General features: G+C 73.7%; 23 protein-coding genes. 10 read left to right on the top strand and 13 right to left on the bottom strand.

Annotated elements, in window-relative coordinates; genetic code table 11:
• Window positions 1-17 precede the first annotated feature (17 nt).
• Window positions 18-1484 carry an MBOAT family protein gene (locus R3E88_17030; GenBank protein ID MEZ4218194.1) on the bottom strand — a complete coding sequence of 489 codons (1467 nt, stop codon included), beginning with the start codon at window positions 1482-1484 and terminating at the stop codon, window positions 18-20.
• A gap of 54 nt (window positions 1485-1538) precedes the next feature.
• Window positions 1539-1826 (bottom strand): antibiotic biosynthesis monooxygenase, encoded by a 288-nt coding sequence (locus R3E88_17025; protein MEZ4218193.1) that lies wholly within the window; start codon window positions 1824-1826, stop codon window positions 1539-1541.
• Between the two features lie 95 nt (window positions 1827-1921).
• Between R3E88_17025 and R3E88_17020 the strand changes: the two genes are divergently transcribed.
• A complete protein-coding gene (locus R3E88_17020; protein ID MEZ4218192.1) occupies window positions 1922-2881 on the top strand; it encodes an alpha/beta hydrolase in 960 nt (319 codons plus the stop codon).
• 108 nt (window positions 2882-2989) lie between these two features.
• Here the strand turns inward: R3E88_17020 and R3E88_17015 are convergent, their stop codons facing one another.
• The 3 genes from R3E88_17015 to R3E88_17005 form a co-directional block, all read right to left on the bottom strand.
• Window positions 2990-3721, bottom strand: coding sequence for a hypothetical protein (locus tag R3E88_17015; protein MEZ4218191.1), 732 nt, complete (start codon window positions 3719-3721; stop codon window positions 2990-2992).
• A 338-nt stretch (window positions 3722-4059) separates the two neighbouring features.
• A complete protein-coding gene (locus R3E88_17010; protein MEZ4218190.1) occupies window positions 4060-4791 on the bottom strand; it encodes a hypothetical protein in 732 nt (243 codons plus the stop codon).
• A 243-nt stretch (window positions 4792-5034) separates the two neighbouring features.
• A complete protein-coding gene (locus R3E88_17005) occupies window positions 5035-6774 on the bottom strand; it encodes a glutamine--tRNA ligase/YqeY domain fusion protein (protein ID MEZ4218189.1) in 1740 nt (579 codons plus the stop codon).
• 169 nt (window positions 6775-6943) lie between these two features.
• Between R3E88_17005 and R3E88_17000 the strand changes: the two genes are divergently transcribed.
• From R3E88_17000 to R3E88_16990, 3 genes are read left to right on the top strand one after another with little or no spacing between them, the layout of a single operon-like run.
• On the top strand, window positions 6944-7699 hold the full coding sequence (locus R3E88_17000; protein MEZ4218188.1) for a hypothetical protein: 756 nt from the start codon (window positions 6944-6946) through the stop codon (window positions 7697-7699).
• The gene (locus tag R3E88_16995; protein MEZ4218187.1) at window positions 7696-9159 is read left to right on the top strand and encodes an amidohydrolase family protein; all 1464 of its coding nucleotides are present in this window, start codon (window positions 7696-7698) and stop codon (window positions 9157-9159) included. Before R3E88_17000 ends, R3E88_16995 begins: the two co-directional genes overlap by 4 nt.
• A 9-nt stretch (window positions 9160-9168) precedes the next feature.
• Window positions 9169-10383 carry an epoxide hydrolase gene (locus R3E88_16990; GenBank protein ID MEZ4218186.1) on the top strand — a complete coding sequence of 405 codons (1215 nt, stop codon included), beginning with the start codon at window positions 9169-9171 and terminating at the stop codon, window positions 10381-10383.
• Here the strand turns inward: R3E88_16990 and R3E88_16985 are convergent.
• Both R3E88_16985 and R3E88_16980 read right to left on the bottom strand, forming a co-directional pair.
• On the bottom strand, window positions 10380-11894 hold the full coding sequence (locus R3E88_16985; protein ID MEZ4218185.1) for an AMP-binding protein: 1515 nt from the start codon (window positions 11892-11894) through the stop codon (window positions 10380-10382). The two genes, R3E88_16990 and R3E88_16985, sit on opposite strands and share 4 nt — an antisense overlap.
• A gap of 23 nt (window positions 11895-11917) precedes the next feature.
• Window positions 11918-12742: a DUF2889 domain-containing protein gene (locus R3E88_16980; protein MEZ4218184.1), complete on the bottom strand. Its 825-nt coding sequence runs from the start codon at window positions 12740-12742 to the stop codon at window positions 11918-11920.
• A gap of 115 nt (window positions 12743-12857) precedes the next feature.
• Here R3E88_16980 and R3E88_16975 point away from each other — a divergent pair, with 115 nt between their 5' ends.
• Together R3E88_16975 and R3E88_16970 are read left to right on the top strand one after the other, a co-directional pair.
• Window positions 12858-15254 carry a CoA transferase gene (locus tag R3E88_16975; protein MEZ4218183.1) on the top strand — a complete coding sequence of 799 codons (2397 nt, stop codon included), beginning with the start codon at window positions 12858-12860 and terminating at the stop codon, window positions 15252-15254.
• A gap of 47 nt (window positions 15255-15301) precedes the next feature.
• On the top strand, window positions 15302-16477 hold the full coding sequence (locus R3E88_16970) for an amidohydrolase family protein (GenBank protein ID MEZ4218182.1): 1176 nt from the start codon (window positions 15302-15304) through the stop codon (window positions 16475-16477).
• A gap of 21 nt (window positions 16478-16498) precedes the next feature.
• Here the strand turns inward: R3E88_16970 and R3E88_16965 are convergent, their stop codons facing one another.
• Window positions 16499-17695: an amidohydrolase family protein gene (locus R3E88_16965; protein ID MEZ4218181.1), complete on the bottom strand. Its 1197-nt coding sequence runs from the start codon at window positions 17693-17695 to the stop codon at window positions 16499-16501.
• Window positions 17696-17859: 164 nt separating this feature from the next.
• Here R3E88_16965 and R3E88_16960 point away from each other — a divergent pair, with 164 nt between their 5' ends.
• Window positions 17860-18753 (top strand): acyl-CoA thioesterase II, encoded by an 894-nt coding sequence (locus R3E88_16960; GenBank protein MEZ4218180.1) that lies wholly within the window; start codon window positions 17860-17862, stop codon window positions 18751-18753.
• A gap of 19 nt (window positions 18754-18772) precedes the next feature.
• On the opposite strand, the gene R3E88_16955 is transcribed toward R3E88_16960, so the two are convergent.
• The 4 genes from R3E88_16955 to R3E88_16940 all read right to left on the bottom strand — a co-directional run bounded on the left by R3E88_16955 (window position 18773) and on the right by R3E88_16940 (window position 22934).
• Entirely contained in the window at window positions 18773-19582 is an 810-nt protein-coding gene (locus R3E88_16955; GenBank protein ID MEZ4218179.1) for an SDR family NAD(P)-dependent oxidoreductase, read from the bottom strand.
• A gap of 139 nt (window positions 19583-19721) precedes the next feature.
• Entirely contained in the window at window positions 19722-20699 is a 978-nt protein-coding gene (locus R3E88_16950; protein ID MEZ4218178.1) for a sulfotransferase, read from the bottom strand.
• A complete protein-coding gene (locus R3E88_16945; GenBank protein ID MEZ4218177.1) occupies window positions 20696-21760 on the bottom strand; it encodes a sulfotransferase in 1065 nt (354 codons plus the stop codon). The genes R3E88_16950 and R3E88_16945 overlap by 4 nt, the downstream gene beginning before the upstream one ends.
• Before the next feature lie 70 nt (window positions 21761-21830).
• On the bottom strand, window positions 21831-22934 hold the full coding sequence (locus tag R3E88_16940; protein MEZ4218176.1) for a hypothetical protein: 1104 nt from the start codon (window positions 22932-22934) through the stop codon (window positions 21831-21833).
• A 136-nt stretch (window positions 22935-23070) separates the two neighbouring features.
• On the opposite strand from R3E88_16940, the gene R3E88_16935 reads away from it, so the two are divergent.
• From R3E88_16935 to R3E88_16925, 3 genes are read left to right on the top strand one after another with little or no spacing between them, the layout of a single operon-like run.
• Window positions 23071-23778 (top strand): EthD domain-containing protein, encoded by a 708-nt coding sequence (locus R3E88_16935; GenBank protein MEZ4218175.1) that lies wholly within the window; start codon window positions 23071-23073, stop codon window positions 23776-23778.
• Window positions 23775-24311: a nuclear transport factor 2 family protein gene (locus tag R3E88_16930; GenBank protein MEZ4218174.1), complete on the top strand. Its 537-nt coding sequence runs from the start codon at window positions 23775-23777 to the stop codon at window positions 24309-24311. The genes R3E88_16935 and R3E88_16930 overlap by 4 nt, the downstream gene beginning before the upstream one ends.
• 34 nt (window positions 24312-24345) lie before the next feature.
• Window positions 24346-24726: a DoxX family protein gene (locus tag R3E88_16925; protein ID MEZ4218173.1), complete on the top strand. Its 381-nt coding sequence runs from the start codon at window positions 24346-24348 to the stop codon at window positions 24724-24726.
• Between the two features lie 21 nt (window positions 24727-24747).
• Here the strand turns inward: R3E88_16925 and R3E88_16920 are convergent, their stop codons facing one another.
• Window positions 24748-26217, bottom strand: coding sequence for an aldehyde dehydrogenase family protein (locus tag R3E88_16920; GenBank protein ID MEZ4218172.1), 1470 nt, complete (start codon window positions 26215-26217; stop codon window positions 24748-24750).
• Between the last annotated feature and the right edge of the window lie 72 nt (window positions 26218-26289).

The raw sequence follows: 26289 nt of genomic DNA, 5'->3' as shown, positions 1-26289 counted from the left end.
TCCGACGCGCCGCGCGCTCAGAACCGGAAGTAGATGAACGGGTCGTGCGTCCCCGCGACGACCGCCATCGCCGACGACACGAGCACGGCCGCGGCCCACGCGAAGCGCGCGGCCGCGAGGGGCGCGAGCGCGCCGGGCGCCTCGCCGCGCGCAGCCGCGCGCGCCGCGATGCGCGCGGCGAGGCGCTCGGCCGCGCGGGCGGCGAACGGCCCGGCGCCCGCGATTCCCGCGGCGAGAGCGAGCGCCTGCTGCGGCTCGAGCCACGCGAGGCCGAGCGGCTCCGCGCCGGGCGCGGCGCCGACGCCGCTCATCGCCGCGAGGTAGGCGAGCGCGTCGCCGAGCGTCTCGGCGCGGAAGACGACCCAGCCGACCAGCACGACCGCCGCCGTGTACACCCAGCCGACGGGCGCCGGCCGGCGCGCCAGCCAGCCGCCGAAGGCCGTGCGCTCGAGCGACAGGAACGCGCCGTGCAGGAGCCCCCAGACGAGGAAGCCGAAGCTCGCGCCGTGCCACAGGCCGCAGAGCGCGAACACCACGAGCAGGTTGCGCGCCGTCGCCGCGCGCGAGCCGCGGCTCCCGCCGAGCGGGATGTAGAGGTAGTCGCGGAACCACGTCGAGAGCGACACGTGCCAGCGCCGCCAGAACTCGCGCACCGAGACCGACGCGTACGGGTGGAGGAAGTTCTCCGGGAAGCGGAAGCCGAGCATGCGGCCGATGCCGATCGCCATGTCCGAGTAGCCGGAGAAGTCGAAGTAGATCTGCAGCGCGTAGGCGACGGCGCCGAGCCACGCGACGCTCGCGGACAGGTGCTCGGCCGGCAGGTCGAAGACGCGGTCGGCGAGCACGCCGACGTGGTCGGCGACGAGGGCCTTCTTGCCGAGCCCGATCGCGAAGCGGTACGCGCCCGACGCCCGCGCCTCGAAGCCCGCCGCGCGCGCGCGCAGGGCCTCCGCGACGTCGCGGAAGCGCACGATCGGCCCGGCCACGAGCTGCGGGAAGAGCGCGACGTAGAGCGCGACGCGCAGCGGGTTGCGATCGCAGCGCGCGTCGCCGCGGTGGACGTCGACGACGTAGCAGATCGCCTGGAACGTGAAGAACGAGATGCCGATCGGCAGGTGGACGTCGACGGGCCCCGTGGCGAGCGACGGCCAGCCGAGCGCCGCGACCGCCTCGCTCCACGTCCGCGCCGCGAACCCCGCGTACTTGAAGACGCCGAGCCCGGCGAGGTTCGCGGCGACGGCCGCGGCGACGACGACGCGCGCCGCCGGGCGTCCGCGCAGCGCGTCGACCGCGAGCCCGAACCCGTAGTTCAGCGCGATCGACGCCAGCAGGACGGCCGTGTAGCGCGCTTCGCCCCAGGCGTAGAAGACGAGGCTCGCGGCCAGCAGCCACGCGTTGCGCGCGCGCACGCCGGGCAGCGCGAACGCGACCGTGAGCACGATCGGCAGGAACGCGAACAGGAAGACCGTGGACGAGAACAGCACGGGAGGTGCTCGCGCGGGGCGTACCGAGCGGGACGGCGACGCCGCCGCCGGACGCTAGGCCACCTCGTACTTCGCCATCGACGGCGCGCCGGCGAAGTGCGGCGCGAGCGCGGCCATGCCCGCCATCGTCGGCGACTTCATGTGCGCGTCGAGCAGCGCCTGCGTCGTCCAGCGCTCGACCATCACGTAGCTCGTCGGCGAGTCGACGCTCTTGTACAGGTCGTACATCTCGCAGCCCTCGTCCTGCGCCTTCACCGCCGCGGCGGCCTTCGCGAAGCCGGCCTCGAACGCCGCGTCGCTGCCCGCCTTGATCTCGAACTTCACCGTGATGCCGATCGCCATGGGAATCGCGTCCTCCTCGGGGCGCGCACTCTACCCGAACCCGGCGCGCCCGCGCGCGCGATATGCTGCGCGCCCTTCCGGAGAGGAGCCCGCGCGTGCCGAACCTGCGACCGCCCCAGCCCCCGACCCCGCCGCCCGACGCCTTCCGCGTGCACCGCGCGCGCGTCGCCGACGACATGACGCTCGCGTACCTGCGCGAGGGCGTCGGCGGCTACCCGCTCGTGCTGCTGCACGGCTACCCGGAGACGAAGCGCATCTGGTGGCGCAACGTGCGACCGCTCGCCGAGGCGGGCTTCGAGGTGATCGTCCCCGACCTGCGCGGCTACGGCGATTCCGATCTCTCGCCGACCGACGCCTACGACCTCGTCCTCTACGCGCGCGACGTCCACGCGCTCGTGCGCGACGTGCTCGGCCACGAGCGCTGCGGGCTCGTCGCGGGCGACGTCGGCGGCGTCGTGATCTGCGACATCGCGAACCGCTTCCCGGGCTTCGTCGATCGCATGATCTTCTTCAACACGGTGCCGCCGCTCGTGCCGCAGGCGGCCGACTGGTACGCGGCGCGCGGACTGTCGCTCGTCGCGCTCGACGACGCGCAGACGGGCGACTACCGCGTGCGCCAGGGCCGCGACCCGCAAGCGCTGCTCGCCGAGCTCGACACGCCCGCGCGCCGCCGCGGCTGGGTGCGCGACATGTACGAGCACCGCCTCTGGGCCTCGCCCGGCGCGTTCGAGGACGCCGACATCGACTTCATGACCGAGCCGTTCGCGGACGCGGCGCGGCTCGCCGCATCGTGGGCGCCGTACCAGCTCGCCTACGGCCGCCCGATGAGCGAGCCGCCGCTGCTCGCGCAGACGGTCGACGTCCCGACGCTCGTGCTCTACGGGCCGGACGACCACGTCGTCCCCGCCGACTTCCCGAAGCGCTGCGAGATCGCCTTCCCGCACCGCGTCGGGCCGCTCGTCGTGCCCGAGGCGGGCCACTTCCTGCAGTGGGAGCGCGCGGACGTGCTGAACGGGATCGCCGAGGCCTGGTTCGGCGCGCTGCGCGCGCGCTGAGCTCGCACGCTCGCACGACGGCGCGCGCGCGGGCCCGGAACAGCGAGGGCCGGTGCGCCTTCGCGCACCGGCCCTCGGATCGAGCCGCAGCCGCGATCGCTCGCGCGGCTACTTCTTGCGGAGCGCCGAGCGCGTGCCGGCCACGATCAGGCCGATCGCCAGCGCGCCCGCGCCGACGAGCGGCAGCGCCGGGACGCTCCCGCCGACGAACGCGCCGCGGATGATGAACTGGATGTTCGTCGTGCCGCCGTTGTTCGTCGAGATGATGTACGGCGAGGCCGCCGCCATGTCGCCCTCGGCGTCGAACGCCCAGGTGCCGAGGTCGTACGTCGGCGAATCCGGGTTCGGCGCGACCGTCGTGATCCCGTGCGGCACCTGCGTGCTCACCGTGCAGATCGACAGCGGGCTCGAGATGCAGAAGGCCGTGCCCGTGCGCGACCAGCCCGAGAGCACGCCCCAGTCGATGCTGCCGCCGGGCGCCGTGCTGCCCGCGTGCGTCGTGCCCTCGGTCGGCCTCATCGACGAGTCCGAGGTCACGAACACGTAGCTGCCGGGGCCGAACACGACGGTGATCGCGTCGGGGCCGAGGTCGGTGCTCACGAGGCGGCGGAGGCCGAACTCGGTGAGCGTCACCGTGCCGCCGGCCGCGTCCTCGAGGCGGTACTGGCCCTGGAGCCGACCGGGCGTGTTCTGCACGGGCGGGCACAGCGTCGTCGTGAACAGGATCTCGTCGCCCACGGTGCCGTGCGGCGCCGTCGCATCGTACGTCTTGACGACGGCCGACGCGGGCAGCGCCAGACCGACGAGCGCCGCGACCGCGGCGAGGGTTCGCATCCGCATTCCCACTGCTCCTTCCACTCTCCGTGCGACCCGCGTGGGCGAGCCGCAGGCCTGCTGTCCGCGATGGCCCAGACCGGGCCAGAGCGACCTCGCCACCTCGCGAGGTGCGCCAAAGCGGTGAGATGCGGGAGCAAGCCGCGTGCCACTCGCGTCGCTGCGGTGACGGCGCCGCGAGCGGCGTCGACCGGAGCGAGCGCGCGAATCGCACCACGCGTGCTGGTGCGATTCGCGCCATGGAACGCGGCGCGACGAGCGACCGCGCACGGACGACGGCCTGGCGCGTCCCGCACTCGCGTACGGGACGCGCCTTCCGTCGACTTCGCGACGCGAGACCTCGACTAGCGCTTGCGCAGCGCCGTCCGCGCACCCATCGCGAGCAGTGCCACCGCGAGCGCGCCCGCGCCGACGATCGGAAGCGCCGGGACGCTCCCGCCGACGAACGCGCCGCGCAGCAGGAACTGGATGTTCGTGTTGCCGCCGTTCGCCGTCTGCGTGATGTAGCCGGACGTCGCCGCGAAGTCGCCCTCGGCGTCGAACGCCCAGGTGCCGAGGTCGTAGGTCGGCGAGTTCGCGTTCGGAGCCGACGTCGTGATCCCGTGCGGGACCTGCGTGCTCACCGTGCAGATCGACAACGGACTCGAGATGCAGAACGCGATGCCCGAGCGCGTCCAGCCCGAGAGCACGCCCCAGTCGATGCTGCCACCCGGCGCCGTGCTGCCGGCGTGCGTCGTGCCCTCGGTCGGCTTCGACGTCGAGTCCGACGTCACGAACACGTAGCTGCCCGGCCCGAAGACGCCGTCGATCGCGCCGTTCGCGATGTTCGTGTTCACGAAGCGCCGCATGCCGAACTCGGTGAGCGTCACCGTGCCGCCGGCCGCGTCCTCGAGGCGGTACTGGCCCTGGAGCCGGCCGGGCGTGCTCTGCACCGGCGGGCACAGCGTCGTCGTGAACAGGATCTCGTCGCCCACCGTGCCGTGCGGCGCCGTCGCGTCGTACGTCTTGACGACGGCGCTCGCCGGATGGGCGAGCGCGACGAGAGCGAGAGTCGAGACCAGCGTACGGATTCGCATCCCCGTCTCCTCCTGGGGAGCGACGCGCAGCGACGGAGATCATCGCTTCGGACGCGCTCCCGGCCGGAGCCGTCGCGTGTGCAAGGTGCGTACCGCCGCGGGGAGGCGCTCGCGGCGCCGGCAGCGCGGGCTGGCGCAACTTCCGCCACTGCGGCGCTCCGGAACGGGGCGAGCCGCGCCGTCGGCCGGCCGGGAGACACGAGCCGACGCTAGGCGAGGTCGTACGCTAGGCGACGACCGAAGCTAGGCGTCGCCCTTCCCGCTCACCTTGGCCCAGCTGTCGCGCAGCGTGACGGTGCGGGTGAACACCGGCGCTCCGTCGCGCGCGTCGGGGTCGACGCAGAAGTACCCGGTGCGCTCGAACTGGAAGCGCGCGCCGACGGGCGCCGCCGCGAGGCTCGGCTCGACCTTGCAGCCGCGCAGCACGGTCTTCGACGCGGCGTTCAGGTGGTCGAGCACGCTCCCGCCCTCCGGAACGTCGCTCGGGTCCTCGGCCGTGAAGAGCGTCTCGTACAGGCGCACCTCGGCGTCCACCGCGTGGTCGGCGGACACCCAGTGGAGCGTGCCCTTCACCTTGCGCCCGTCCGGCGCATCGCCGCCGCGCGTCGCCGGGTCGTACGTGCAGAGCAGGCGCACGACGCGTCCGCTCGCGTCCTTCACGACCTCGTGGCAGGTGATGAAGTACGCATAGCGGAGGCGCACCTCGCGGCCGGGCGCGAGGCGGAAGAACTTCTTCGGCGGGTCCTCGAGGAAGTCGTCGCGCTCGATGAAGAGCCGCCCCGCGAACGGCACGCGGCGCGTGCCCGCCGCGGGATCCTCGGGGTTGTTCACCGCCTCGAGCTCGTCGACGCGGCCCTCGGGCCAGTTCGTGAGCACCACCTCTAGCGGGTCGAGCACGGCCGACACGCGCGCCGCGGTGCGGTTCAGCTCGTCGCGCACGAAGTACTCGAGCCGCTGCAGCTCGATCCAGTTCTCGCGGCGCGCGACGCCGACGTCCTCGGCGAAGCGCACGATCGCCTCGGGCGGGTAGCCGCGCCGGCGCATGGCCGAGAGCGTCGGCATGCGCGGGTCGTCCCAGCCGTCGACGAGCCCCTCGTCGACGAGGCGCCGCAGCGTGCGCTTGCTCGTCACCGTGTGCGTGAGGTTGAGCCGCGCGAACTCGTACTGGTGCGGGCGGTCGTCGTCCGGGAAGCCGAGCGCCTCGAGGATCCAGTCGTAGAGCGGACGGTGGTCGGCGAACTCGAGCGAGCAGAACGAGTGCGTGATGCCCTCGATCGCGTCCTCGAGGCAGTGCGCGAAGTCGTACATCGGGTAGATGCACCACTCCGCGCCCCGCCGGTAGTGCGGCTTCTTCTGGATCCGGTAGAGGATGGGGTCGCGCATCGTCAGGACGGGCGACGCCATGTCGATCTTCGCGCGCAGGACGCGCGAGCCGGGCTCGAACTCGCCGGCCCGCATGCGCGTGAGCAGGTCGAGGTTCTCGTCCACCGTGCGCGCGCGGTAGGGGCTGTCGCTTCCGGGCTCGGTGAGCGTGCCGCGCAGGCGCGTGTGCTCCTCGCTCGACAGGTCGCACACGTACGCCCGGCCCTTCCGGACGAGCGCGACCGCGTGCTCGTACATCTGCTCGAAGTAGTCGGACGCGTGGTAGAGGTGCGCGCCCCAGTCGTAGCCGAGCCAGCGGATGTCGCGCTCGATGGCCTCGACGTAGCGCGGGTCCTCGGTGCTCGGGTTCGTGTCGTCGAAGCGCAGGTGGCACGGCGCGCCGAACTCGCGCGCGATGCCGAAGTCGATCGCGATCGCCTTGGCGTGGCCGATGTGGAGGAAGCCGTTCGGCTCGGGCGGGAAGCGCATCGCGAGCCGGCCGCCGTGCTTCCCGGCGGCGACGTCCTTCGCGACGATCTCGCGCAGGAAGTCGCGCGGACGCGCCTCGTCCGCGCGCGCGCCGCCCTCGCCCTTCGTCGTCTCCGCGTCCCCGCCGGCCACGGCCCCTCCCCCGCTCTGCCCCGCCCGCCGCGGGCGGCGGAACGTATCGGTTCCGGCGGGGCTTCCCCAGAGAGCGCGCGCGCTGCGAACGCCGGACGCGCGCGACTCCGTTCGCGCGGCGCACGCGCGCTGCCATAGGATGCGGCCCGCGCCCGAGGAGGAGCACCCGATGAAGGAAGCCATCTCGATCCGCGAGGCGCGCACGCGCGGGGGCCTGCGGCTCGTGCTGCTCGCCGGCCTTCCGAGCCCGTGGTCGCAGGCGGCGAAGGGCCTCTTCGAGATCGAGGGCGTGCCGTACGTCCCCGTCCACAAGGCGAGCGACGATGCGGGCGACGCGCTCGAGGCGTGGACGGGCCAGACGTCGTACCCGGCGGCGATGTACGAGGACGAGCCGGCGCGCACGGGCTGGGCCGAGATCCTGCTGCTCGCCGAGCGCCTCGCGCCGGCGCCGCACCTCCTCCCGAAGGACGCCGCCGAGCGCGCGCGCCTGTTCGGCTACGCGCACGAGATCTGCGGCGAGATGGGGCTCGGCTGGTGCCGCCGGCTCGTGTCCGTCGAGGCGGGCATGCAGGCCGACCCGCCGAACCCGGTGTCCGTGTGGCTCGGCCGCAAGTACGGCTACCGCGAGGATTCGATCGCCCAGGCGCACGAGCGCATCCCGGCGATCCTGCGCGCGCTCGACGCGCTGCTCGCCGCGAGCGGCGGCGAGTACCTGCTCGGCGACCTGAGCGCGCTCGACGTCTACTGGGCGACGTTCTGCAACCTCGTCGCGCCGCTGCCCGACGAGCAGCTCGCGCTCCCGCGCGGCATCCGCCCGATGTTCACGGCGACCGATCGGCCGACGCTCGACGCGCTCTCGCCCGCGCTCCTCGCGCTGCGCGACCGCGTGTACGAGCGGCACCTGCGCCTGCCGGTCGAGCTGTGAGCGGCGCGCACGCGAGCGGCGCGGCGCTCCGCGAGCGGCTCGACCACCCGGTGATCGACTGCGACGGACACCTGCTCGAGTTCCGCCCGGCCGTGCGCGAGCTGTTCGAGGAGGAAGCGGGTCGCGGCCTGCTGCCCGCGTTCGACATGATGCTCGACGTGTGGTCGCTCGCGCGGCGCATGACGCCCGACGCGATGCGCAACGCGGGCCTCTTCCGCATGACGTGGTGGGGCTTCCCGGCGGCGCGCACGCACGACCGCGCGACCGCGATGCTGCCGCGCCTGCTGCACGAGCGGCTCGACGAGCTCGGCATCGACTTCGCGGTGCTCTACCCGACGTACGGGCTCGGCGCGCTGTCGGTCGACGACGAGGCCGTGCGCCGCGCCTCCGCGCGCGCCTACAACCGCTACCTCGCGGAGGTGACGGCCGGGCTCGGCGACCGGCTCACGGCGGCGGCCGTGATCCCCATGCACACGCCCGGCGAGGCGCTCGACGCGCTCGAGCACGCCGTGCGCGCGCTCGGCTTCAAGGTCGCCGTGCTCGCGGGGCACGTGCGCCGACCGCTCGCGCCGAACGACGGCTTCGACGCGGCGAGCGTCCCGCGCGCGGCCGGCTGGATCGACACGTTCGGCCTCGACTCGCCGCACGACTACGACCCGGTCTGGGCGAAGTGCATCGAGCTCGGCATCGCACCGACGTTCCACTCGAGCGCGATGGGCTGGCCGGGGCGCGCGTCCGTGTCGAGCTACGTGCTCAACCACGTCGGGAACTTCGCCGCCGCCGGCGAGGCGACGTGCCGCTCGCTCGTGCTCGGCGGCGTGACGCGCCGCTTCCCGGCGCTCCGCTGCGCGTTCCTCGAGGGCGGCGCGGGCTGGGCGACGACGCTGCTCGCCGACCTGCTCGGCCACTGGGAGAAGCGCGGAGCGCACCACATCCGCGAGTACGACCCGGCGGCGATCGACCTCGCCGCGCTGCGCGAGCGCATCGCGAAGTACGGCGACCGCCGCACGCTCGCGCACGCCGGCGCGCTCGAGGCGGAGCTCGGCGTGCTCGCCGGCCCGGGCGTCGGCGCCGACGCCGACGCCGGCGCGCTCGACGAGCTCGCCGCGTGCGGCATCGCGGAGCGCGCGGACCTCGTGCACCGCTTCGTCGAGCCCTTCCACTTCGGCTGCGAGGCCGACGACCCGCTCACGCCGCTCGCCTTCGACCGCCGCGCGAACGCCCTCGGCACGCGCCTCAAGGCCGTGTTCGGCTCCGACGTCGGCCACTGGGACGTGCCCGACATGCGCGACGTGCTCGCCGAGGCGCTCGAGCCGGTCGAGGACGGCCGCATGACGCCCGACGACTTCCGGGCCTTCGTGTTCGACAACCCGCTCTCGCTGTGGTGCGGCGCGAACCCGCGCTTCTTCGACGGCACGCGCGTCGAGGGCGCCGTGCGCGCCGCGCTCACCGGACGCTAGGCGGAGCGCGTGGCCGGCACCCCCCCGCGCGTCGCGCTGCGCGCCTTCGCGCCGCGGGTCGACGAGGCCGTGCTCGCCGACCTGCGCGAGCGCCTCGCGCGCGCGCGCTTCCCCGACGCGTTCGACGACCCGGGCTGGAGCTACGGCACGAGCGCTTCGTACCTGCGCGAGCTGTGCGCGCACTGGCGCGACGCGTTCGACTGGCGCGCCGTCGAGGCCCGGCTCGCGGCCTGGCCGCACGGCATGGCGACCGTCGAGGACGAGCGCGGCGTCCTCGACGTCCACTTCCTCGACGCGCGCTCGCCCGAGCCCGACGCCTTCCCGCTCGTGCTCGTGCACGGCTGGCCGGGATCCATCCTCGAGTTCCTCGACGTGCTGCCGCTGCTCGTCGATCCGCGCGCGCACGGGGCCGACCCGCGCGACGCGTTCCACGTCGTCTGCCCGTCGATCCCGGGCTTCGGCTTCTCGCCGCCGCCGCGTGCGACGGGCACCGACCCGCGGCGCGTCGCGCGCGCGTTCGCGGCGCTGATGGGCGCGCTCGGCCACGCGCGCTACGGCGCGCAGGGCGGCGACTACGGCTCGGTCGTCTCGACGCTGCTCGGCGTCGAGGACGCGGCGCACTGCGCGGCCCTCCACCTCAACATGGTGCTCGCGGGGCCGCCGAAGGACGCGGCCGACCCGCTCGCCGGCGTCTCGGAGGAGGAGCTCGCGCGGCTCGCGCACACGCGCGAGAACGCGCGCACCGAGACGGGCTACTACGCCATCCAGAGCACGAAGCCGCAGTCGCTCGGGCACGGCCTCGCGGACTCGCCCGTCGCGCTCGCCGCGTGGCTCGTCGAGAAGTTCCGCGCGTGGAGCGACTGCGGCGGCGACGTCGAGCGCCGCTTCACGAAGGACGCGCTGCTCGCGAACGCGACGCTCTACTGGGCGACGAACACCATCGCGTCGTCGTGCCGGCTCTACGCGGAGCAGGCGCGCATGGGGAGCTTCCGGCCGAGCGCGGTGCCGACGGCGGCGGCGATCTTCCCGGGCGAGCCGATCCGCCCGCCGCGTGCGTGGGCGGAGGCGCGCTATCCGAACCTCGTGCGCTGGACGGAGATGCCGCGCGGCGGCCACTTCGCCGCGATGGAGGAGCCGGCGCTCCTCGCCGAGGACGTGCGCGCGTTCTTCCGCGCCTTCCGCGCGAACGGCGCCGACGGCGCCGTCGGGTCGAACGGCGCCTAGGGCTCGGCGCGCGTGTAGCGCGCGCGGAGCTCGGCCTTCTGCACCTTGCCCATCGCGTTGCGCGGCAGCTCGGCGAGCACGACGATGCGCTTCGGGAGCTTGAAGCCCGCGAGGCGTTCCCGCGCGAAGGCGAGGAGCGCGCGCTCGTCGAGCATCGACGCGCCCGCCGCCGGGACGACGGCGGCCGTCACGGCCTCGCCGAAGTCCGGGTCGGGCGTCCCGAACACCGCGGACTCGAGCACGTCCGGGTGCGCGTCGAGCACCTCCTCCACCTCCTTCGGGTGCACGTTGAGCCCGCCCGTGATGACGAGATCCTTCGCGCGGCCGACGAGGTGCACGTACCCGCGCGCGTCGATGCGCGCGAGGTCGCCCGTCGCGAACCAGCCTCCCGCGCGGAACTCGCTCGCCGTCTTCTCGGGCAGGCGCCAGTAGCCGCGGAAGACGTTCGGGCCGCGCACCTCGAGCGCGCCGACCTCGTTCGCGCCGAGCACGCCTCCGGCCTCGTCGCACACCCGCAGCTCGACGCCCGGGAGCGCGGGCCCGACGCTGCCGGCGACGCGCTCGCCGTCGAGCGGGTTCGAGGTGTTCATGCCCGTCTCGGTCATGCCGTAGCGCTCGAGGATCGCGTGGCCCGTGCGCGCGCGGAAGCGCTCGAACGTCTCGGCGAGGAGCGGCGCCGAGCCCGACACGAAGAGCCGCACGTGCCCGGCGCGCGCGCGGTCGAAGCGCGGGTCGGCGAGCAGGCGCGTGTAGTAGGTGGGCACGCCCATCATCACCGTCGCGCGCGGGAGCGCCGCGAGCACGGCGTCGACCTCGAAGCGCGGCAGGAAGAGCAGGCCCGTGCCGTTCCAGAGCGACGTGTGCAGTGCCACGAACAGGCCGTGCGCGTGGAACACGGGAAGCGCGTGCAGGAGCACGTCGTCCGGCCGGAAGCCCCACGCGCGGTGGAGCGCGCGCGCGTTGCTCGCGAGGTTCTCGTGCGAGAGCACGGCGCCCTTCGCGCGCCCCGTCGTGCCGGACGTGTAGAGGATGGCGGCCGGCTCGTGCGGCGCCGCGCGCGCGATCGCATCGTCCGCCGGCTCGGCGGCGAGCCCGTCGGTCAGCGAGCCGCTCCCGTCGGCCGCGAGCGTCGCGTGCGCCGCGCCGCCCTGCGGCACGGCCTCGCCGCGCGCGGGGTCGCGCACGACGACCGCGGGCTCCGCGTCCGCGAGGAAGAACCCGACCTCCGCGTCGCGGTAGGCGGGGTTCAGCGGCAGGAAGACGAGCCCGGCCCGCACGCACGCGAGGTAGAGCAGCACGGCTTCCGGCGACTTCTCGACCTGCGCGGCGACGCGGTCGCCCCGCTTCGCGCCGAGCGCGCGCAGGCGGCGGGCCAGGCGCGACGTGTCGGCCTCGACGTCGGCGTAGCGCACGACGCGGCCCTCGGGCGTCTCGAGGAAGGGCGCGCCCGCGTCGCGCGGGAACCGCGCGCGCAGCTGCGCGTACAGGTTGGCGTCCGTCGCACCGCCCATCGTCCGTCGCCCGTCGCCGGTTGCTAGTCGTCCGCGCCGGCGCGCACGCCCGGGGCGTCGCCGAGCATCGCGGCCGGGTCGTGCGTGTAGTCGCGGAACGTGCCGGGCATGCGCCGCGCGTCGTGCGCGCGCACCTCCGAGAACGTGTGGCAGCGCCCGACCATGTGCTGGAGCTCGGTCGCGCGCTCGACACCGTCGAAGTCGAAGAAGCGCGACGGCGCGACGAAGCACGCGCGCCGCAGCACGAGCGCGGCCTCCGCCCGCTCGAGGTCGAGGTTCGCGTCGACCCACGCCATGAAACGCGCGTGCAGGTGGACACCCGCGAACGGCGCGGGGCGCAGGACGGTGTCGCCGTCGACCGTCCAGGCCAGCTCGAGCGGCGGCGCGGCACCGGGGCCCTCGTCCTCGCGCGCGAGCGTCGCGAGCGTGTGCCCGGCACGCGCCGGGTCCTCCGACCGGTCGAGCGCGACCGCGCAGCGGTAGGTGCGCACGCTCGCGGCGCCGCGACCGCGCGCGCGGTGCGCGTGCGCCACGGCGAGGCCCGCGAGGTCGAACATGTGCGTGCACTGGTCGGTCGCGCGCGCGACCGCGCCGACCGCCGTCGACTGCGGCGACAGCGGCATGCCGACGAGCGCACGCAGCCGCGCGCCCGCGCTCGGACACGTCGACCACGGGAAGCGTACGCTCTCGCCCTCGATGCGCGTCACGCGCTCGCCGTCGTGCTCGAGGTGGACGCGGAAGTGGTGCGGGTTGTCCTCGATCGCGCCGACGACGCGCGCGCCGTCGGCGACGAGCCGGAGGTGGCGGCGATAGACGAGGGAGCGGCCGTTCGGGCGTTCGCGCAGCATGGCGGGCGCCGACGATAGCCCGCTCGGCGGCGCCGCCGATCGGTCGCTCCGCCCCGCGCGCGCCGCGGGTAGAATGCGCGGCGGACGGCGGCGCGAGCCCCGAGGCGGAGGCGACATGCACGGACTGCGCGACCTGCGCGTGATCGACTTCTCCGACCGCATCGCGGGCGCCTACACGACGAAGCTCCTCGCCGACGCGTGGGCCGACGTCGTGAAGGTCGAGCCGCCGGACGGCGACCCGCTCCGCCGCTGGACGGCGAGCGCGCAGACGCTCGCGCCGGACGAGGACGGCGCGCTCTTCCAGTTCCTCGGCTGCTCGAAGCGCTCCGTCGTCGGCCGTCCCGACGACGCGCACGTGCTCGCCCTGCTCGAGGACGCCGACCTCGTCGTCGAGAGCGGGCACCCCGCGCCGTTCGACGCGCGCGCACTCGCCGAGCGCTTCCCCGGCCTCGTCGTGCTGTCGATCTCGCCGTTCGGCCGCACCGGCCCCTACGCCGATCGCCCGGCCTCGGACCTCACGATCCAGGCCGAGAGCGGCGGCATCTCGGGGCGCGGCCTGCTCTCGCAGCCGCCCATCCAGTGCGGGAGCCGCATCACGGAGTGGATCGGCGGCACGTTCGCCGCCGTCGGCGCGCTCGCCGCCGTGCAGCGCGCGCGCCGCACGGGCCAGGGCGAGCACGTCGACTTCTCGCTCTGCGAGGTGATGAACATCGGCGCGAGCGTGTACGGCGACCTGATGCACAGCCTCGGCGGGCGCGCGCCGATCGAGGCGCCGATGCGCTCGGTCGAGGTGCCGTCGATCGAGCCCACGCTCGACGGCTGGGTCGGCTTCAACACCAACTCGCGCCAGCAGTTCAACGACTTCTGCCAGATGATCGAGCGGCCCGACCTCGTCGACGACCCCGCCAACTGGTGGATGCTCCCGGTGCGCGGCGCGCGCATGGACGAGTGGAACGCGATGGTGCGCGCCTGGACCCAGCGCCACACGACCGCGCACATCGTCGAGGTGGCCTCGCTCTTCCGCATCCCGGTCGCGCCCGTGAACAGCGGGCGCACCGTCTTCGAGCACGAGCACTTCCGCGCGCGCGGCAACTTCGCGCCGAATCCGCGCAGCGGCTTCCTGCAGCCGGCGCCGTCCTACGTGCTCGACGGCGAGCGACCGCGCGCGGCCGAGCCGCCGCCGCGGCTCGGCGAGCACACGAGCGACGTCGCGCCGCGCGCGGGCGCCGCTCGCCGTCCGCGCGGCCGCGCGCCGAGCGCGGGGCGCGGCGGCGCGCTCCCGCTCGAGGGCGTGCGCGTGCTCGACGCGACCGCGTGGTGGGCCGGGCCGTCGGCCTGCCAGATGCTCGCCAACCTCGGGGCCGACGTGATCCGCATGGAGTCGATCCAGCGGCCCGACGGCATGCGCATGGCGGGCGCCATGTTCCTGCAGCGCGAGAGCTGGTGGGAGTGGAGCTCGATCACGCTCGCCGCGAACACCAACAAGCGCGGCATCACGCTGAACCTCGCCGACCCGGAGGGCCTCGCCCTCTGCAAGCGGCTGATCGCTTCGTGCGACGTGTTCATCGAGAACTTCTCGCCGCGCGTCGTCGAGAGCTTCGGCCTCGACTGGGACGCCGTGCACGCGCTGTCGCCGCGCACCATCCAGGTGCGCATGCCGGCGTTCGGCCTCTCCGGCCCCTGGCGCGACAACGTCGGCTTCGCGCAGACGATGGAGCAGATCTCGGGCCTCGCGTGGACGACCGGACACGTCGACGACCAGCCGCGCATCCAGCGCGGCCCGTGCGATCCGCTCGCGGGCATGCACGCCGCGTACGCGACGCTCGTCGCGCTCGCGGAGCGCGAGCACACGGGCCGCGGCTCGCTGCTCGAGTGCACGATGGTGGAGGGCGCGCTCAACGCGGCCGCGGAGATCGCGATCGAGTGGTCGGCCTACGGCGTCGAGCTCGGGCGCGAGGGCAACCGCGGGCCGGAGGGCGCGCCGCAGAACGTCTACGCGTGCCGCGCGCGCGACGGTCGCGAGCAGTGGCTCGCGCTCGCCGTCGCGAGCGACGCCCAGTGGCGCGCGCTCGTCGAGGAGCTCGGCCCGGCGCACGCCGACTGGACGGGCGACGCCGAGCTCGCGACGGCGCGCGGGCGCCGTGCGAAGCACGACCTCCTCGACGCGAAGCTCGCCGCGTGGGCCGCGACGCAGGAGCTCGACGGCGTCGTCGCGCGGCTCGTCGCGCGCGGCATCCCGGCCGCGCCGGTCGTCGACTCGCGCGAGACGAGCCGCCACCCGCAGCTCGTCGCGCGCGGCTTCTTCGAGACGGTCGAACACCCCGTCGTCGGCGCGCACCCGCTGCCGGGCCCGCCGTTCCGCTATGCGACGGTCGACCGCTGGGTGCGCACGCCGACGCCGACGATGGGGCAGCACAACCGCGAGGTGCTGCGCGAGGTCGGCCTCTCGGACGCGGAGATCGACGCGCTCGAGGCGAGCGAGGTGATCGGCACGAAGCCGAAGGGGCTGTGAACCGCGGCGCGCACGGCGCGCCGCCACGACCGGGAGGTGCCAGCGCCATGGACAAGAGCGATCTCTTCTGGGACGTCGCGAGCATCGACTACCCGATCCTCGACGCCGACGCGCACGTGAACGAGCCGCCCGAGCTCTGGCAGTCGCGCGTGCCGGCGAAGTGGAAGGCGCGCGCGCCGAAGGTGCGCCACACCGACCACGGCGACGTCTGGGACTTCGACGACGGCGCGCGCCTGCGGCCGGTCGGACTCACGGCGACGGCCGGCCTCTCCTACCCGCAGTTCAAGCCGGTCGGCGGCTCGTACGCGACGATGCGTCCGGGCAGCTTCGACACGAAGGAGCGCCTCCACGACATGGACGTCGACGGGATCTTCGCGCAGATCCTGTACCCGAGCGTCACGCTCACCGGCGCCTCGATCTACGCGAGCGAGCCCGAGCTGCAGCGCGTGTGCGTGCGCGCCTACAACGAGTGGCTGGGCGAGTTCTGCGAAGGGTCGGGCGGCCGGCTCGTGCCGCTCGCGATCGTGCCGACGACGGGCACGAAGGACGCCGTCGCCGAGCTCGAGTGGGCGATGGCGAACGGCCACCGCGGCGTCGTGATCTCCGCCTTCCCGAACGGGTCGCACGACTCGCAGGAGGAGGACGCGGCGTTCTGGGAGGCCGCGCAGGACCTGCGCGCGCCCGTGTCGGTGCACATCGGGAGCTTCATCCCGTCGACGCAGGGCGGCGGACAGAAGCAGATGTCGTTCACGGAGCTCGCCTTCCTCGGGAAGGCGGGCGCGGCCAAGGCGGGCGGCCACACGCTGCCGGTCGTCTCCGACCTGCTCTTCGCCGGCGTCTTCGACCGCTTCCCGGACGTCGCCTGCGTGCTCGTCGAGGCGAACATCGGGTGGATCCCGACGCTGCTCGAGCAGACGGACGACATGTTCATGCGCTACCGCTTCTTCACCGAGGCCGACCGCAAGATGAAGATGCTGCCGAGCGAGATCTTCCGCAGGAGCTTCTGGGCGTCGTTCATGATCGACACGGTGGGGCTCGAGCTGCGCCACCGCATGAACATCGACCACATCATGTACTCGACCGACTACCCGCACACGGGCTGCGACTGGCCGAACTCGCGCCAGCAGATCGAGCGCCTCTTCCGCGGCATCCCGAAGACGGAGGTGCGGAAGATGCTGCACGACAACTGCAAGGCGCTCTACCGCCTCGACCACATCGCCTAGCGAACGGCGCGCCCGGCCCGGCTAGGCGCGGCTCGCGGGCCTCGGCACGGCGAGGAAGTCCGCGTTGTCGCGCAGGATCTTGCGCTGGTCGGCGGGCGTGAAGCCGCCGAGCTCGTGGACGTAGTCCGTCGGGTCGGCGAGGCCCTCGGCGTGCGGGTAGTCCGAGCCCATGATCATGCGGTCGGCGCCGATCAGGTCGCGAAGCAGCGGCACGTCGTCCTCGTGGAAGGGCGAGATCCAGACGTGGCGGCGGAACGTCTCGGCCGGATCCTCGTCGAACGACGCCGGCTCCTGGCCGAAGATCCGCCGGAAGCTCTGGAAGAGCCACGGCACCCAGTTGCTCCCCATCTCGATGCTCGCGACGCGCAGGTTCGGGAAGCGCGAGAACAACCTGTGCGAGACGAGCGCCGCCATCAGGTCGAAGGGCGCGCGCGTCCCCATCGTGAGCGCCTGCAGCGGCGACGCCTTGAACGCCTGCACCGCGTCGGCCCCCTCGCCCCAGTCCGCGAGGTACTTGCTGTAGCCCGAGTCGCCGCCGTGGTAGAGCACGGTGACGCCGGCCTCGTTCACGCGCGCCCAGAACGGGTCGAAGTACGGATCGGCGGGCGAGCGATGGCCCGCATCGCCGAAGATCGGCGCCGGCCGCATCAGGATCACGCGCGCGTCGTTCGCGAGCACGCGCTCGAGCTCGGCGATGCCGCGGTCGCGATCCTGCAGCGTGATGTAGGGCGTCGCGAAGATGCGTTCCTGGTAGGCGTAACCCCAGTCGTCCTCGAGCCAGCGGTTGAAGGCCTCGAAGGCCGCGTGCACGGCGGGCGTGTCGTGCTTGAGCGCCTCCTCCATGCCGACGCCGAGCGTCGGGAAGAAGAACGCCTTCTCGATCCCCTGCGCATCCATCACCTTCAAGCGCGCGTCGCGGTCGCGGTACTCGACGCGGATCGGCTCGAGGTCGCCGAACGCCTCCTTGATGCTCTTCTTGCCCGGGTTGTGGCCGCGGTAGTACTGGTCGAGACAGCCGGGCACGGCGACCGGGTCGAACGTCGGGTTCGGGATGAAGCGGTTCACCTTGCCCGCGACGAGCAGCGACTTGCGCCCGTTCACGACGGCCCACTGCATGCACCGGCTGCGCATGCGGCGGTCGAGGTGGCGCGTGAACGCGTCCTCCGCCTCGTAGTAGTGGTTGTCGCCGTCGAAGATGCGGAAGTCGAGGTCGGCCACGCGGTGCTCCCTGCGCGCCCGCTCCGGAGGCGGAACGGCCGCGCGCGACGCCGCTCGCGCGGCGGCGCCGCGCGAGAGCGGCCGCTAGTGTACGCGCCCCTTCCCGAGCGTCGAAGCCGTTCGCGCGCCGACGCCGCCGGGTCGCCGAAGGAGCGCCGAGCCCGATGACCGCCGTGCCCGATCCCGCCCTGTCCGAGCTCCTCGGTCGGCTCGAGCTCGAGCGGCTCGAGCAGAACCTCTTCCGCGGCACGAGCCCGCCCGCCCACAACGGCCGCATCTTCGGCGGGCTCGTGCTCGCGCAGGGCCTGCGCGCCGCGTTCCACACGGTCGAGGCCGAGCGCTCCGCGCACTCGCTCCACGCCTACTTCCTGCGCCCGGGCGACCCGGAGCGCCCCATCCTCTACGAGGTCGACCGCATTCGCGACGGGCGCAGCTTCACCACGCGCCGCGTCGTCGCCATCCAGAAGGGCGAGGCCATCCTCAACATGGCCGTCTCGTTCATGAGCGACGAGGACGGCTTCGAGCACCAGATCGACGTCGACGTCCCGGCCGAGGTCTCGGGCGAGGTGTACGAGGAGGGGATGCGGCGCGGGCTGCGCGCGATCGGCATCCAGGTTCCCGACGGCTTCCCGAAGCCGCAGGCCGTCGAGATCCTCACCGTCGGCGAGCTGCGCCTCTTCGACGAGCAGCGCTACGAGCCGACGATGGCGACGTGGCTGCGCTCGCGCGGCCCGCTCGGCGACGACCCGGCGCTGCACCAGTGCGTGCTCGCCTACGCCTCCGACCTCGCGGTGATGGTGCCCGCCATCCACCCGCACGACGTCGGCATGATGAGCCCGGGCATCCACACCGCGAGCCTCGACCACGCGATGTGGTTCCACCGCCCGCTGCGCGTCGACGACTGGCTCTACGTCGTGCACGAGAGCCCCGTCTCGGCGCGCGCGCGCGGCTTCGGCCGCGCGACGTTCTACACGCGCGAGGGCGTGCTCGTCGCGAGCTGCACGCAGGAAGGCCTGATCCGCCGCAACGCCGTGAACCCGAACCGGCGCGGACGCTAGGCGCGCGCCGGGCGCGCGCTCACGCCATGTACATGCCGCCGTTGACGGCGAAGATCTGGCCCGTGCAGTAGCCGAAGAGCTTCGGGTCGGCGATCGCCGCGACGCTGCGCGCGAGCTCGACCGGCTCGGCCAGCCGCCCGACGAGCGTCGCGCGCTTCATCCCCTCGATCTGCGCCTCGGGCACCTTCGCGAGCATGGGCGTCATCACCGGGCCCGGTGCGATCGCGTTCACGCGCGCGCGGTAGCCCGCGAACTCGCGCGCGGCCGTGCGCGTCGCCGCCTCGATCGCGCCCTTCGCCGCCGTGTAGTCGATCTGCCCGACGTTGCCGTTGCGCGCGCTGACCGACGAGAAGTTGATCACGAAGCGGTTCACGCCGTCGTCGAGCGGCGCGTTCTCGTTGTCCTTGAAGAGCGGGTGCCAGTGCTGCGCGGCGACCTCGCGCATGAACAGGAACGTGCCGTGCAGGTGGACGGCCATGACGAGCTTGAAGTCCTCGTAGGACTTCTTGGGAATGCGCACGTCCTTCGTGATGCCCGCGACGTTCACGACGCCGTTGATGCAGCCCGTCGCCTCGAGCGCGCTCGCGACGGCGCGCTGCACCTGCGCCTCGTCCGCCACGTTCGCGGCCGCGACGAGCGGCGCGACGGGCGCGTCCTTCGCGATCTCGGCGCGGGCTTCCTCGAGGCGTCCCGGGTCGAGGTCGACGAGCACGACGCACGCCCCGTGCGCGGCGAGCGTCGCCGCCACCTGGTTCCCGATGCCCTGCGCGGCGCCGGTGACGATGTGGGTCTCTCCTTCGAACGCTCCGTCGCGAAGCACGCGCTCCATCGGGTCCTCCTGTGCGGGCCGCGGCCGGCGCTCGCGGCCGGCCCGGCCTCTTCTCACGAGCTCTTCTCGGAAGTCGGGCGATGCCGCGCCGCGCGCGGCGGGCGCGCATGCTAACGCGCGGCCGCGGGCCGTGCCGCGGCTAGCGGAGCCCTTCGTTCACGATCGCCTGGATGCGCGCGCGCGTCCGGCGCTCGAGCGCGCGCAGGCCGAGCCGGCGCGCGGCGTAGTCGAGCACGAAGAGGCCGACCCCGTAGCGGCGCGCGCGGAAGCGCGCCTTCCACACCCAGTTCTGGAGCGCGAGCCGCGCGCGGCGCAGCGGGCCGAAGCGCAGCGGCGGCACGCCGCTCGGCTCGTAGCCGCGCGCGGCGAGGCGCGCCCCGATGCGCGCGTCCAGCTGCTGCAGCTCGTACGCCCCGAGCTTCCGCTTCCACTGCTGCACGAGGTCGGGATCGGGCTCGCCGTAGCGGCTGCTCTTCGTGTAGTCGAAGATCGCGTCGTCGTACGCGACGCCGTAGAAGGCGCAGATGCGCTCGAGCTCGGCGCGCGGCTCGAGGATGAGCCGCTCGTAGCGCACCTCGAGCACGCGCTCGGGCGGGAGCGTCGGCGCGAAGCGCGCCCAGCGATCCTCCGCGTCGATCCAGCGCTGGCAGCCGTACCAGACGTTGCCCGCCCAGCCCATGTGGATCACCGAGCGCGCGACGTCGCGACCGTCGCGCAGGATGTAGATGAAGCGCGCGTCCGGCCAGATGCGCAGCACGAGGTCGTAGCGGTGGTGCACGGTCGCCGTCGCGATCGGCTTGCCCTCGCGGATCGCGCGCTGGCGCAGGAAGCTGTCGACGAGGTGCGGATAGTCGAGACGCCGGTCGACCTCGAAGCCGTAGAGGTTCGCGATGCGATCGCGCGCGAGCCACGCGTAGTAGTCCTCGAGCGCGGGGAACTCGCCGTTCGGCCCGAGCGCGTCGACGGCCATCCCGAACTCGGGGTTCGCCGCGATGCGCGGGTGGTGGCCGATCATGAGGCGCAGGAGCGACGTGCCCGAGCGCGCGGAGCCCACCATGAAGACGGGCGATTCGAGCAGCGGCGCGTCGTTGTCGACGGGAAGCGCGGGCGTCGTCATCGCGCCTCGCCCCGTTGGCTCGGCTCGGCGCCCGACGCCTCCGGCTCGCTCCACCACCCGTGCAGCGCGCTTCCCTCGAGCACGCGTGCGATCGCGGCGCGCTGGTGCGCCGAGAGGTCGCCGGCCGCGCGCGCGACGATGCCGAGCGACTCGCGCGACATCGCCTCGACCGCGCGCTCGATCGCCGGCGTCCACGCGAGCCCGAGCCACGCGAAGATCGCGCGCGCGTGCGCGACCGGCTCTCGCGCCAGCGCCTCGAACGCGACGCGGTGGTAGCGGCCCGTCGCGCGCGCTCCCGCCTCGTCGATCGTCTCCACGGCGTAGCGCCAGAACCAGAGCTCCGAGTGGTCGAGGTCGAGCGCGTCGACGTCGCCCATCTTCGCGGCGAACGCGGGGCTCGCCTGCGCGACGAGCGCGAGGCGATGGCGGTTCTCCGCGAGCACGCGCGCCTCGTCGCGCTCGCCCACATAGCGTCGCCGCCACGAGGACAGGAAGCCGCCCGGGTGGCGGACGATGTGCAGCACGCGGCCCGACGGATCGTGCTCGAGCACCCAGCGCGCCCAGCCCGGCACCTGGTTGCACTTGAGCACGACGAGCGGCTCGCCGGCCGCGGCACGCCGGCCGGGCCGCGGCCACTCGCGCCCGCGCCAGGCGGGAACGGCCGCCGCGAGCACGCGCCGCACGCGCGGGCGCGCGAGCGCGTCGACGAGATGCGTGCCCGCCACCCACGGCGGGACGTGGCGCTTCGGGACGGCGGGCGCGCGGTCGCGCTCGCCCATGCGCGCGCCCGCCTCGACGACCGCCCTCCCCCACGGCTCGGAGAACGACGCCGCGCGCTCGTCGGGCACCGGCACCCACGGCGAGGGGAGCCGCTCGAACGCGTTGCCGCCGATCTCGTCGGGCTCGTTGCGGCAGTGGGTCTCGCTCGCGCGATCGAGCAGCTGGAGCAGCCAGTTCGTGCCCGAGCGGCCGTGCCCCGCGATCAGCACGTAGCGCGCCGGCACGGGGCAGGCCTCGCCTTCGGGCGCGTCGGTCGTCGGAGCGCGGTGCGGATGCGACACGGCGGGGTGGATCGGTGGGCGACGCGGCGCGCTTGACGCCGGCGCGTGGGCGCGCGCGACCGCGCACGGCCTAGCGCCCGCCCATCGGGTCGGGGACGTCGAGCTCGTCGAACGCGCCGAAGAAGCCGTGCTCGTAGAGCCCGTAGCCCGTCTTGCCGTTGCTGGCCTCGAAGCGCGCGACGTGGTCGACGACGCCGAACTGCCCGAGCGGCGCGATCTCGGCGTGGCTCCGGTGCAGCCCCTGCACGACGAGCTCGCCCTGGTACATGCCGTGGCGCCAGTCGGCGTCCATTCCGTAGCCCGTGCCGACCGCGATCATGCAGTGCGTGAGCGGCGTGCACTTCACCTCGAGCGCGCCGCCCGGCGCGTCGGGGAAGCGGACCGTCGAGCCGACCAGCATGCGCGAGCCCTTCGACGCCTGCACGTGGTCGTACTCGGGCCGCCCGAGCCACTCCGGCTCGCGCGACGGGTCGCTCCAGATGCGCACCGACTCCTCGAGCTCGCGCACGCCGTCGTTGCGCTGTTGCACGATGTAGAGGATGGAGTGGTCGTCGAACTGCATCGGGAAGTAGTTCCACATCCCCGACATCTGGCCCTCCGGCCCGCGCACGCCGGGGTGCTCGGGCTCGCCGACCGGGCGCACGCCCCACGAGCGGTCGCGCGTCCCCCACCAGCGGTCGGGCGTCACCGCGAACGTCTCGTCGCCGACGACGAGCGTGCCCTCCCAGCAGCCCGTCTGCGCGAAGCGCGAGGTGTCGAAGAGCACGCGGCCGTGCTTGCGGATGTACTGCTTCGGCTCCTCGAAGGCGGGGATCGACCCGGTCCACAGCAGGTCGGCCGCGATGCCGTGCTCGTTCGCCTCGAGCACGAAGCGCACGCGCCGCAGCGGCTCGACGACCTCCACGCGGAACGGCCCGACGCTCGTGTCGCGGCGATCGCCGAGCACGCGCGAGGCGCGCACGACGCGGTGGTCGTCGCCGCGGCGCACGACGGCGAACGCGTCCTGCACGGCGAGGTTCGGGTACTGGCCGAGCCCCATCACCATGAACAGCTCGTCGCTCGAGCCGTGCAGGTTGAAGTAGTAGCGGTCGTAGAAGTTGCGGTCGCTCGTCCCGACGAAGCGCACGGGCTCGGACGTCTGGTGGACGGGGTAGTCGTCCCAGGAAGAGAGCATGGGGCCTCCGGTGCGGGCGCGCGCGGCGGGAGCGGTGAACGATCGCAGCGCGGCGCGCGCGCGCGGCATGCTACACCGTGGCCTCCGGCGTCGGAACCGCGCGCGGCCGGTCGAGCCCGCGAACCGGAGGACGGCGATGCTCACGCTGCGACTGCTGCTCGCCGCGCGCGACGGCTGCGACGACGCGCTCGTCGCGCGGCTCGCCGGCGAGGCGCGCCGCGCCGCCGCGATGCTCGGCGCGGGCGGGCGCGCGCTCGTCCTCGCGCGCATCGCGCCCGACCCGTTCGCCGCGCAGTACGCGGCCCCGCGCGCGTTCGAGGCCGTGCTCGCCGTCGACGCGCCGCCCGGCGCGGGTGCCGACGCGCTCGCGGACGTCGCGCGCGGCGCGGACGCGCGCCTCGGCGACCTCGTGCAGCCCGACCTGTGCGGCGCGGTCGTCGCGGAGCGGCGCCGCATCGTCGGCGGCGAGGGGCCGATGCGCTTCGTGTACCTGATGCGCCACAAGGCGGGCTCGACGACGGCCGCGTTCCAGGCGCACTGGGGCGGGCCGCACGCCGAGTTCGGCCGCCGCACCGAGGGCATCGCGGGCTACGACCAGCTCCACGTCGACCCCCAGGCCGCGCGCGCCGCGGCGCGCGTCGCGGGCTTCGGCGTGCACCGCATCGACGGCATCCCGGAGCTGCACCTGCGCTCGGCCGAGGAGTTCGTGCGCGCGGCCGTCGGGTCGGAGACGGGCGCCCTGGCCATCGAGGACGAGAAGGGATTCGTCGACGCGCGCAACTCGGTCGGGTTCGTGTGCCGGGTGGTCGGCGCGCCCGTCGCGAGCGAAGGCGGCGCGCGATGAGCGGCGACGCGCGCGACGCCTCCGCGCTCCTCGCGCGCATCGAAGCGCTCGAGCGCCGACTCGACGAGGTCGAGGGCGTGCAGGCGATCCACCGCCTCAAGGCGCGCTACGGCGAGGTGACCGATCGACGCTATGCCGGCGACGGGCTCGTGCCGCCCGAGCGCCTCGCCCCGCTCGCGCGCGAGATCGCGCAGCTCTTCACCGAGGACGCCGTGTGGGACGGCGGCCCGCAGCTCGGCCGCGTCGTCGGACGCGCCGCGATCGAGGCGCACTTCCGCACCTCGCAGCTCCACTTCGCGTGGCACTTCTTCGCGAAGCCGCAGGTCCAGGTCGACGGCGACGTCGGCCACGGAACGTGGGACATCCTCGCGCCGTGCACGGCGCGCAACGGCCGCGCCCACTGGATGGTCGGCGTCGAGCACGACCGCTACCGGCGCGTCGACGGCCGCTGGCTGCACGCCTACATGAAGCTCGATCTCGTGTTCATGGCGCCCTTCGACGAAGGCTGGGCGAAGCGCGTGAAGCGAGGCTAGGCGCCGCCGCGAGTGCGGCGCGGGAGGACGATGGATGGCTCCGTTCCTGAGGCCGTTCGAGGCGCAGGCCTACGCCGCGTTCCGGATCGTGACCGGGTTCCTGTTCCTGTGGCACGGCGCGCAGAAGCTGCTCGGCTTCCCGCCCGGGATGCCCGACGGCGTCCCGCCGTTCATCCTCTACGTGGCCGGCCCGATCGAGCTCTTCGGCGGCATCCTCGTGATGGTCGGATACCAGACGCGCTGGGCGGCCTTCCTGTGCAGCGGGCTCATGGCCTTCGCCTACTGGATGGCGCACGGCACGAAGGCCGTGCTCCCGATCCAGAACGGCGGCGAGCCGGCCGCGCTCTACTGCTTCGCCTTCCTGTTCATCGCGGCCCGCGGCGCCGGCATCTGGAGCGCGGACCGCGGACGCTAGGCGGCCGCGCACCGAGCGGGATCAGACGCGCACGCCGATCGTCTTGGTCTCGAGGTACTCCTCGAAGCCCTGCACGCCCATCTCGCGGCCGATGCCGCTCTGCTTGTAGCCGCCGAAGGGCGAGTCGGGGCCGAACCACATCCCGCCGTTCACGCCCACCGTCCCGGTGCGGAGCCTGCGTGCGACCGCCATCGCGCGCTCCTGCGAGGCCGACAGCACGGCGCCCGAGAGGCCGTAGATCGAGTCGTTCGCGATGCGCACGGCGTCGTCGTCGTCCTCGTACGGGATCGCGACGAGCACCGGCCCGAAGATCTCCTCCTGCGCGATGGTCATCGCGTTGTCGACGTCGGCGAAGAGCGTCGGCTCGACGTAGAAGCCCTTCGGCAGGTGCGCGGGCCGCTTGCCGCCGACGACGAGCCGCGCGCCCTCCTCGACGCCCTTGCGCACGTAGTCGAGCACGCGCTCCTGCTGCCGGCGGCTCACCTGCGGCCCCTGGATGTTCTGCGGGTCCATCGGGTCGCCGTACTTCACGGCCTCGAAGGCCGCCTTCACGATCGCGAGGCCCTCGTCGTAGCGCGCGCGCGGGAGCAGGAGGCGCGTCGTGATCGCGCAGCCCTGCCCGCCGTGCATGCACGTCATCGCCGCCGACGGGAGCACGGCGCCGAAGTCGGCGTCGTCGAGCACGATGTTCGCCGACTTCCCGCCGAGCTCGAGGAAGACCTTCTTCAGCGTCGCGGAGGCGTTCGCCATGATGCGGCGTCCGACCGCCGTCGAGCCGGTGAACGAGACGAGGCCGACGCGCGGGTCGGTCGTCAGCACCTCGCCGACCTCGGCCGGGTCGTGCGCCGTCACGACGTTGAGCACGCCCTTCGGCATGTCCGTGTACTCGGCCGCGACGCGCGCGAGGAAGGTCGCGTGGTAGGGCGTGTCGGGAGCGGGCTTGAGCACGACGGTGTTGCCCGCCGCGAGCGCGGGCATCGTCTTCGCCCACGTCACCTGGATCGGGAAGTTCCACGGGCTGATCGCCGCGACGACGCCGACGGGCTCGCGCCGCACGATGCGCTGGCTCTTCATGCCGAAGAACTCGTGGACGCCGATCTCGTGCTCGAACGCGTAGCGGTCGAGCAGGTCGATCACCCACTGCATGTCGTCGAGGACCGACTGCATCTGCGGCCCGTAGGTGAGCTGGATCGGGCTGCCGACCTCGCGCACCGTCTGCAGCCGCAGGTGCTCCTTCTCCTTCTCGAGCCCCTCGCGCAGCTGCGTCAGCACGCGCTTGCGCAGCGCGACGTCGCTCGCCCACGCCGTCGCGTCGAACGCGCGCTGCGCGGCGTCGATCGCCTCGCGCATGTCCTCGGGCCCGGCGTCCGCGCAGGTGCCGAAGGCCTCCTCCGTCGCGGGGTCGACGTTGTCGAAGCTGCGACCGGAGCGCGCGGCGCGGAAGTCGCCGTCGATGAAGAGTCGCGTCTCGGGCTGGCTGAAGTCGGGCACGTCGAGCCTCCTCGGTCGCGGGCGTGTGCGTGCGGATTCGCGCGCCGCCCGGAAGGGCGCCGATTCTACACG

It is taken from the genome of Myxococcota bacterium (assembly GCA_041389495.1).
Taxonomy (GTDB): Bacteria; Myxococcota_A; UBA9160; order UBA9160; family UBA4427; genus JAWKRT01.
The sequence above is the reverse complement of the archived record's forward strand: the minus strand, read 5'-3'. Positions and strand labels throughout refer to the sequence as shown.

What these genes read in the sequence shown, in the direction of transcription:
- R3E88_16975 (MEZ4218183.1), top strand. Translation starts at nt 12,858, where the DNA reads ATGCACGGACTGCGCGACCTGCGCGTGATCGACTTCTCCGACCGCATC.
- R3E88_16980 (MEZ4218184.1), bottom strand. Translation starts at nt 12,742, where the DNA reads ATGCTGCGCGAACGCCCGAACGGCCGCTCCCTCGTCTATCGCCGCCAC.
- R3E88_16925 (MEZ4218173.1), top strand. Translation starts at nt 24,346, where the DNA reads ATGGCTCCGTTCCTGAGGCCGTTCGAGGCGCAGGCCTACGCCGCGTTC.
- R3E88_16960 (MEZ4218180.1), top strand. Translation starts at nt 17,860, where the DNA reads ATGACCGCCGTGCCCGATCCCGCCCTGTCCGAGCTCCTCGGTCGGCTC.
- R3E88_17010 (MEZ4218190.1), bottom strand. Translation starts at nt 4,791, where the DNA reads ATGCGAATCCGTACGCTGGTCTCGACTCTCGCTCTCGTCGCGCTCGCC.
- R3E88_16940 (MEZ4218176.1), bottom strand. Translation starts at nt 22,934, where the DNA reads ATGCTCTCTTCCTGGGACGACTACCCCGTCCACCAGACGTCCGAGCCC.
- R3E88_16935 (MEZ4218175.1), top strand. Translation starts at nt 23,071, where the DNA reads ATGCTCACGCTGCGACTGCTGCTCGCCGCGCGCGACGGCTGCGACGAC.
- R3E88_17025 (MEZ4218193.1), bottom strand. Translation starts at nt 1,826, where the DNA reads ATGGCGATCGGCATCACGGTGAAGTTCGAGATCAAGGCGGGCAGCGAC.
- R3E88_16985 (MEZ4218185.1), bottom strand. Translation starts at nt 11,894, where the DNA reads ATGGGCGGTGCGACGGACGCCAACCTGTACGCGCAGCTGCGCGCGCGG.
- R3E88_17000 (MEZ4218188.1), top strand. Translation starts at nt 6,944, where the DNA reads ATGAAGGAAGCCATCTCGATCCGCGAGGCGCGCACGCGCGGGGGCCTG.
- R3E88_16950 (MEZ4218178.1), bottom strand. Translation starts at nt 20,699, where the DNA reads ATGACGACGCCCGCGCTTCCCGTCGACAACGACGCGCCGCTGCTCGAA.
- R3E88_16970 (MEZ4218182.1), top strand. Translation starts at nt 15,302, where the DNA reads ATGGACAAGAGCGATCTCTTCTGGGACGTCGCGAGCATCGACTACCCG.
- R3E88_16955 (MEZ4218179.1), bottom strand. Translation starts at nt 19,582, where the DNA reads ATGGAGCGCGTGCTTCGCGACGGAGCGTTCGAAGGAGAGACCCACATC.
- R3E88_16930 (MEZ4218174.1), top strand. Translation starts at nt 23,775, where the DNA reads ATGAGCGGCGACGCGCGCGACGCCTCCGCGCTCCTCGCGCGCATCGAA.
- R3E88_17015 (MEZ4218191.1), bottom strand. Translation starts at nt 3,721, where the DNA reads ATGCGGATGCGAACCCTCGCCGCGGTCGCGGCGCTCGTCGGTCTGGCG.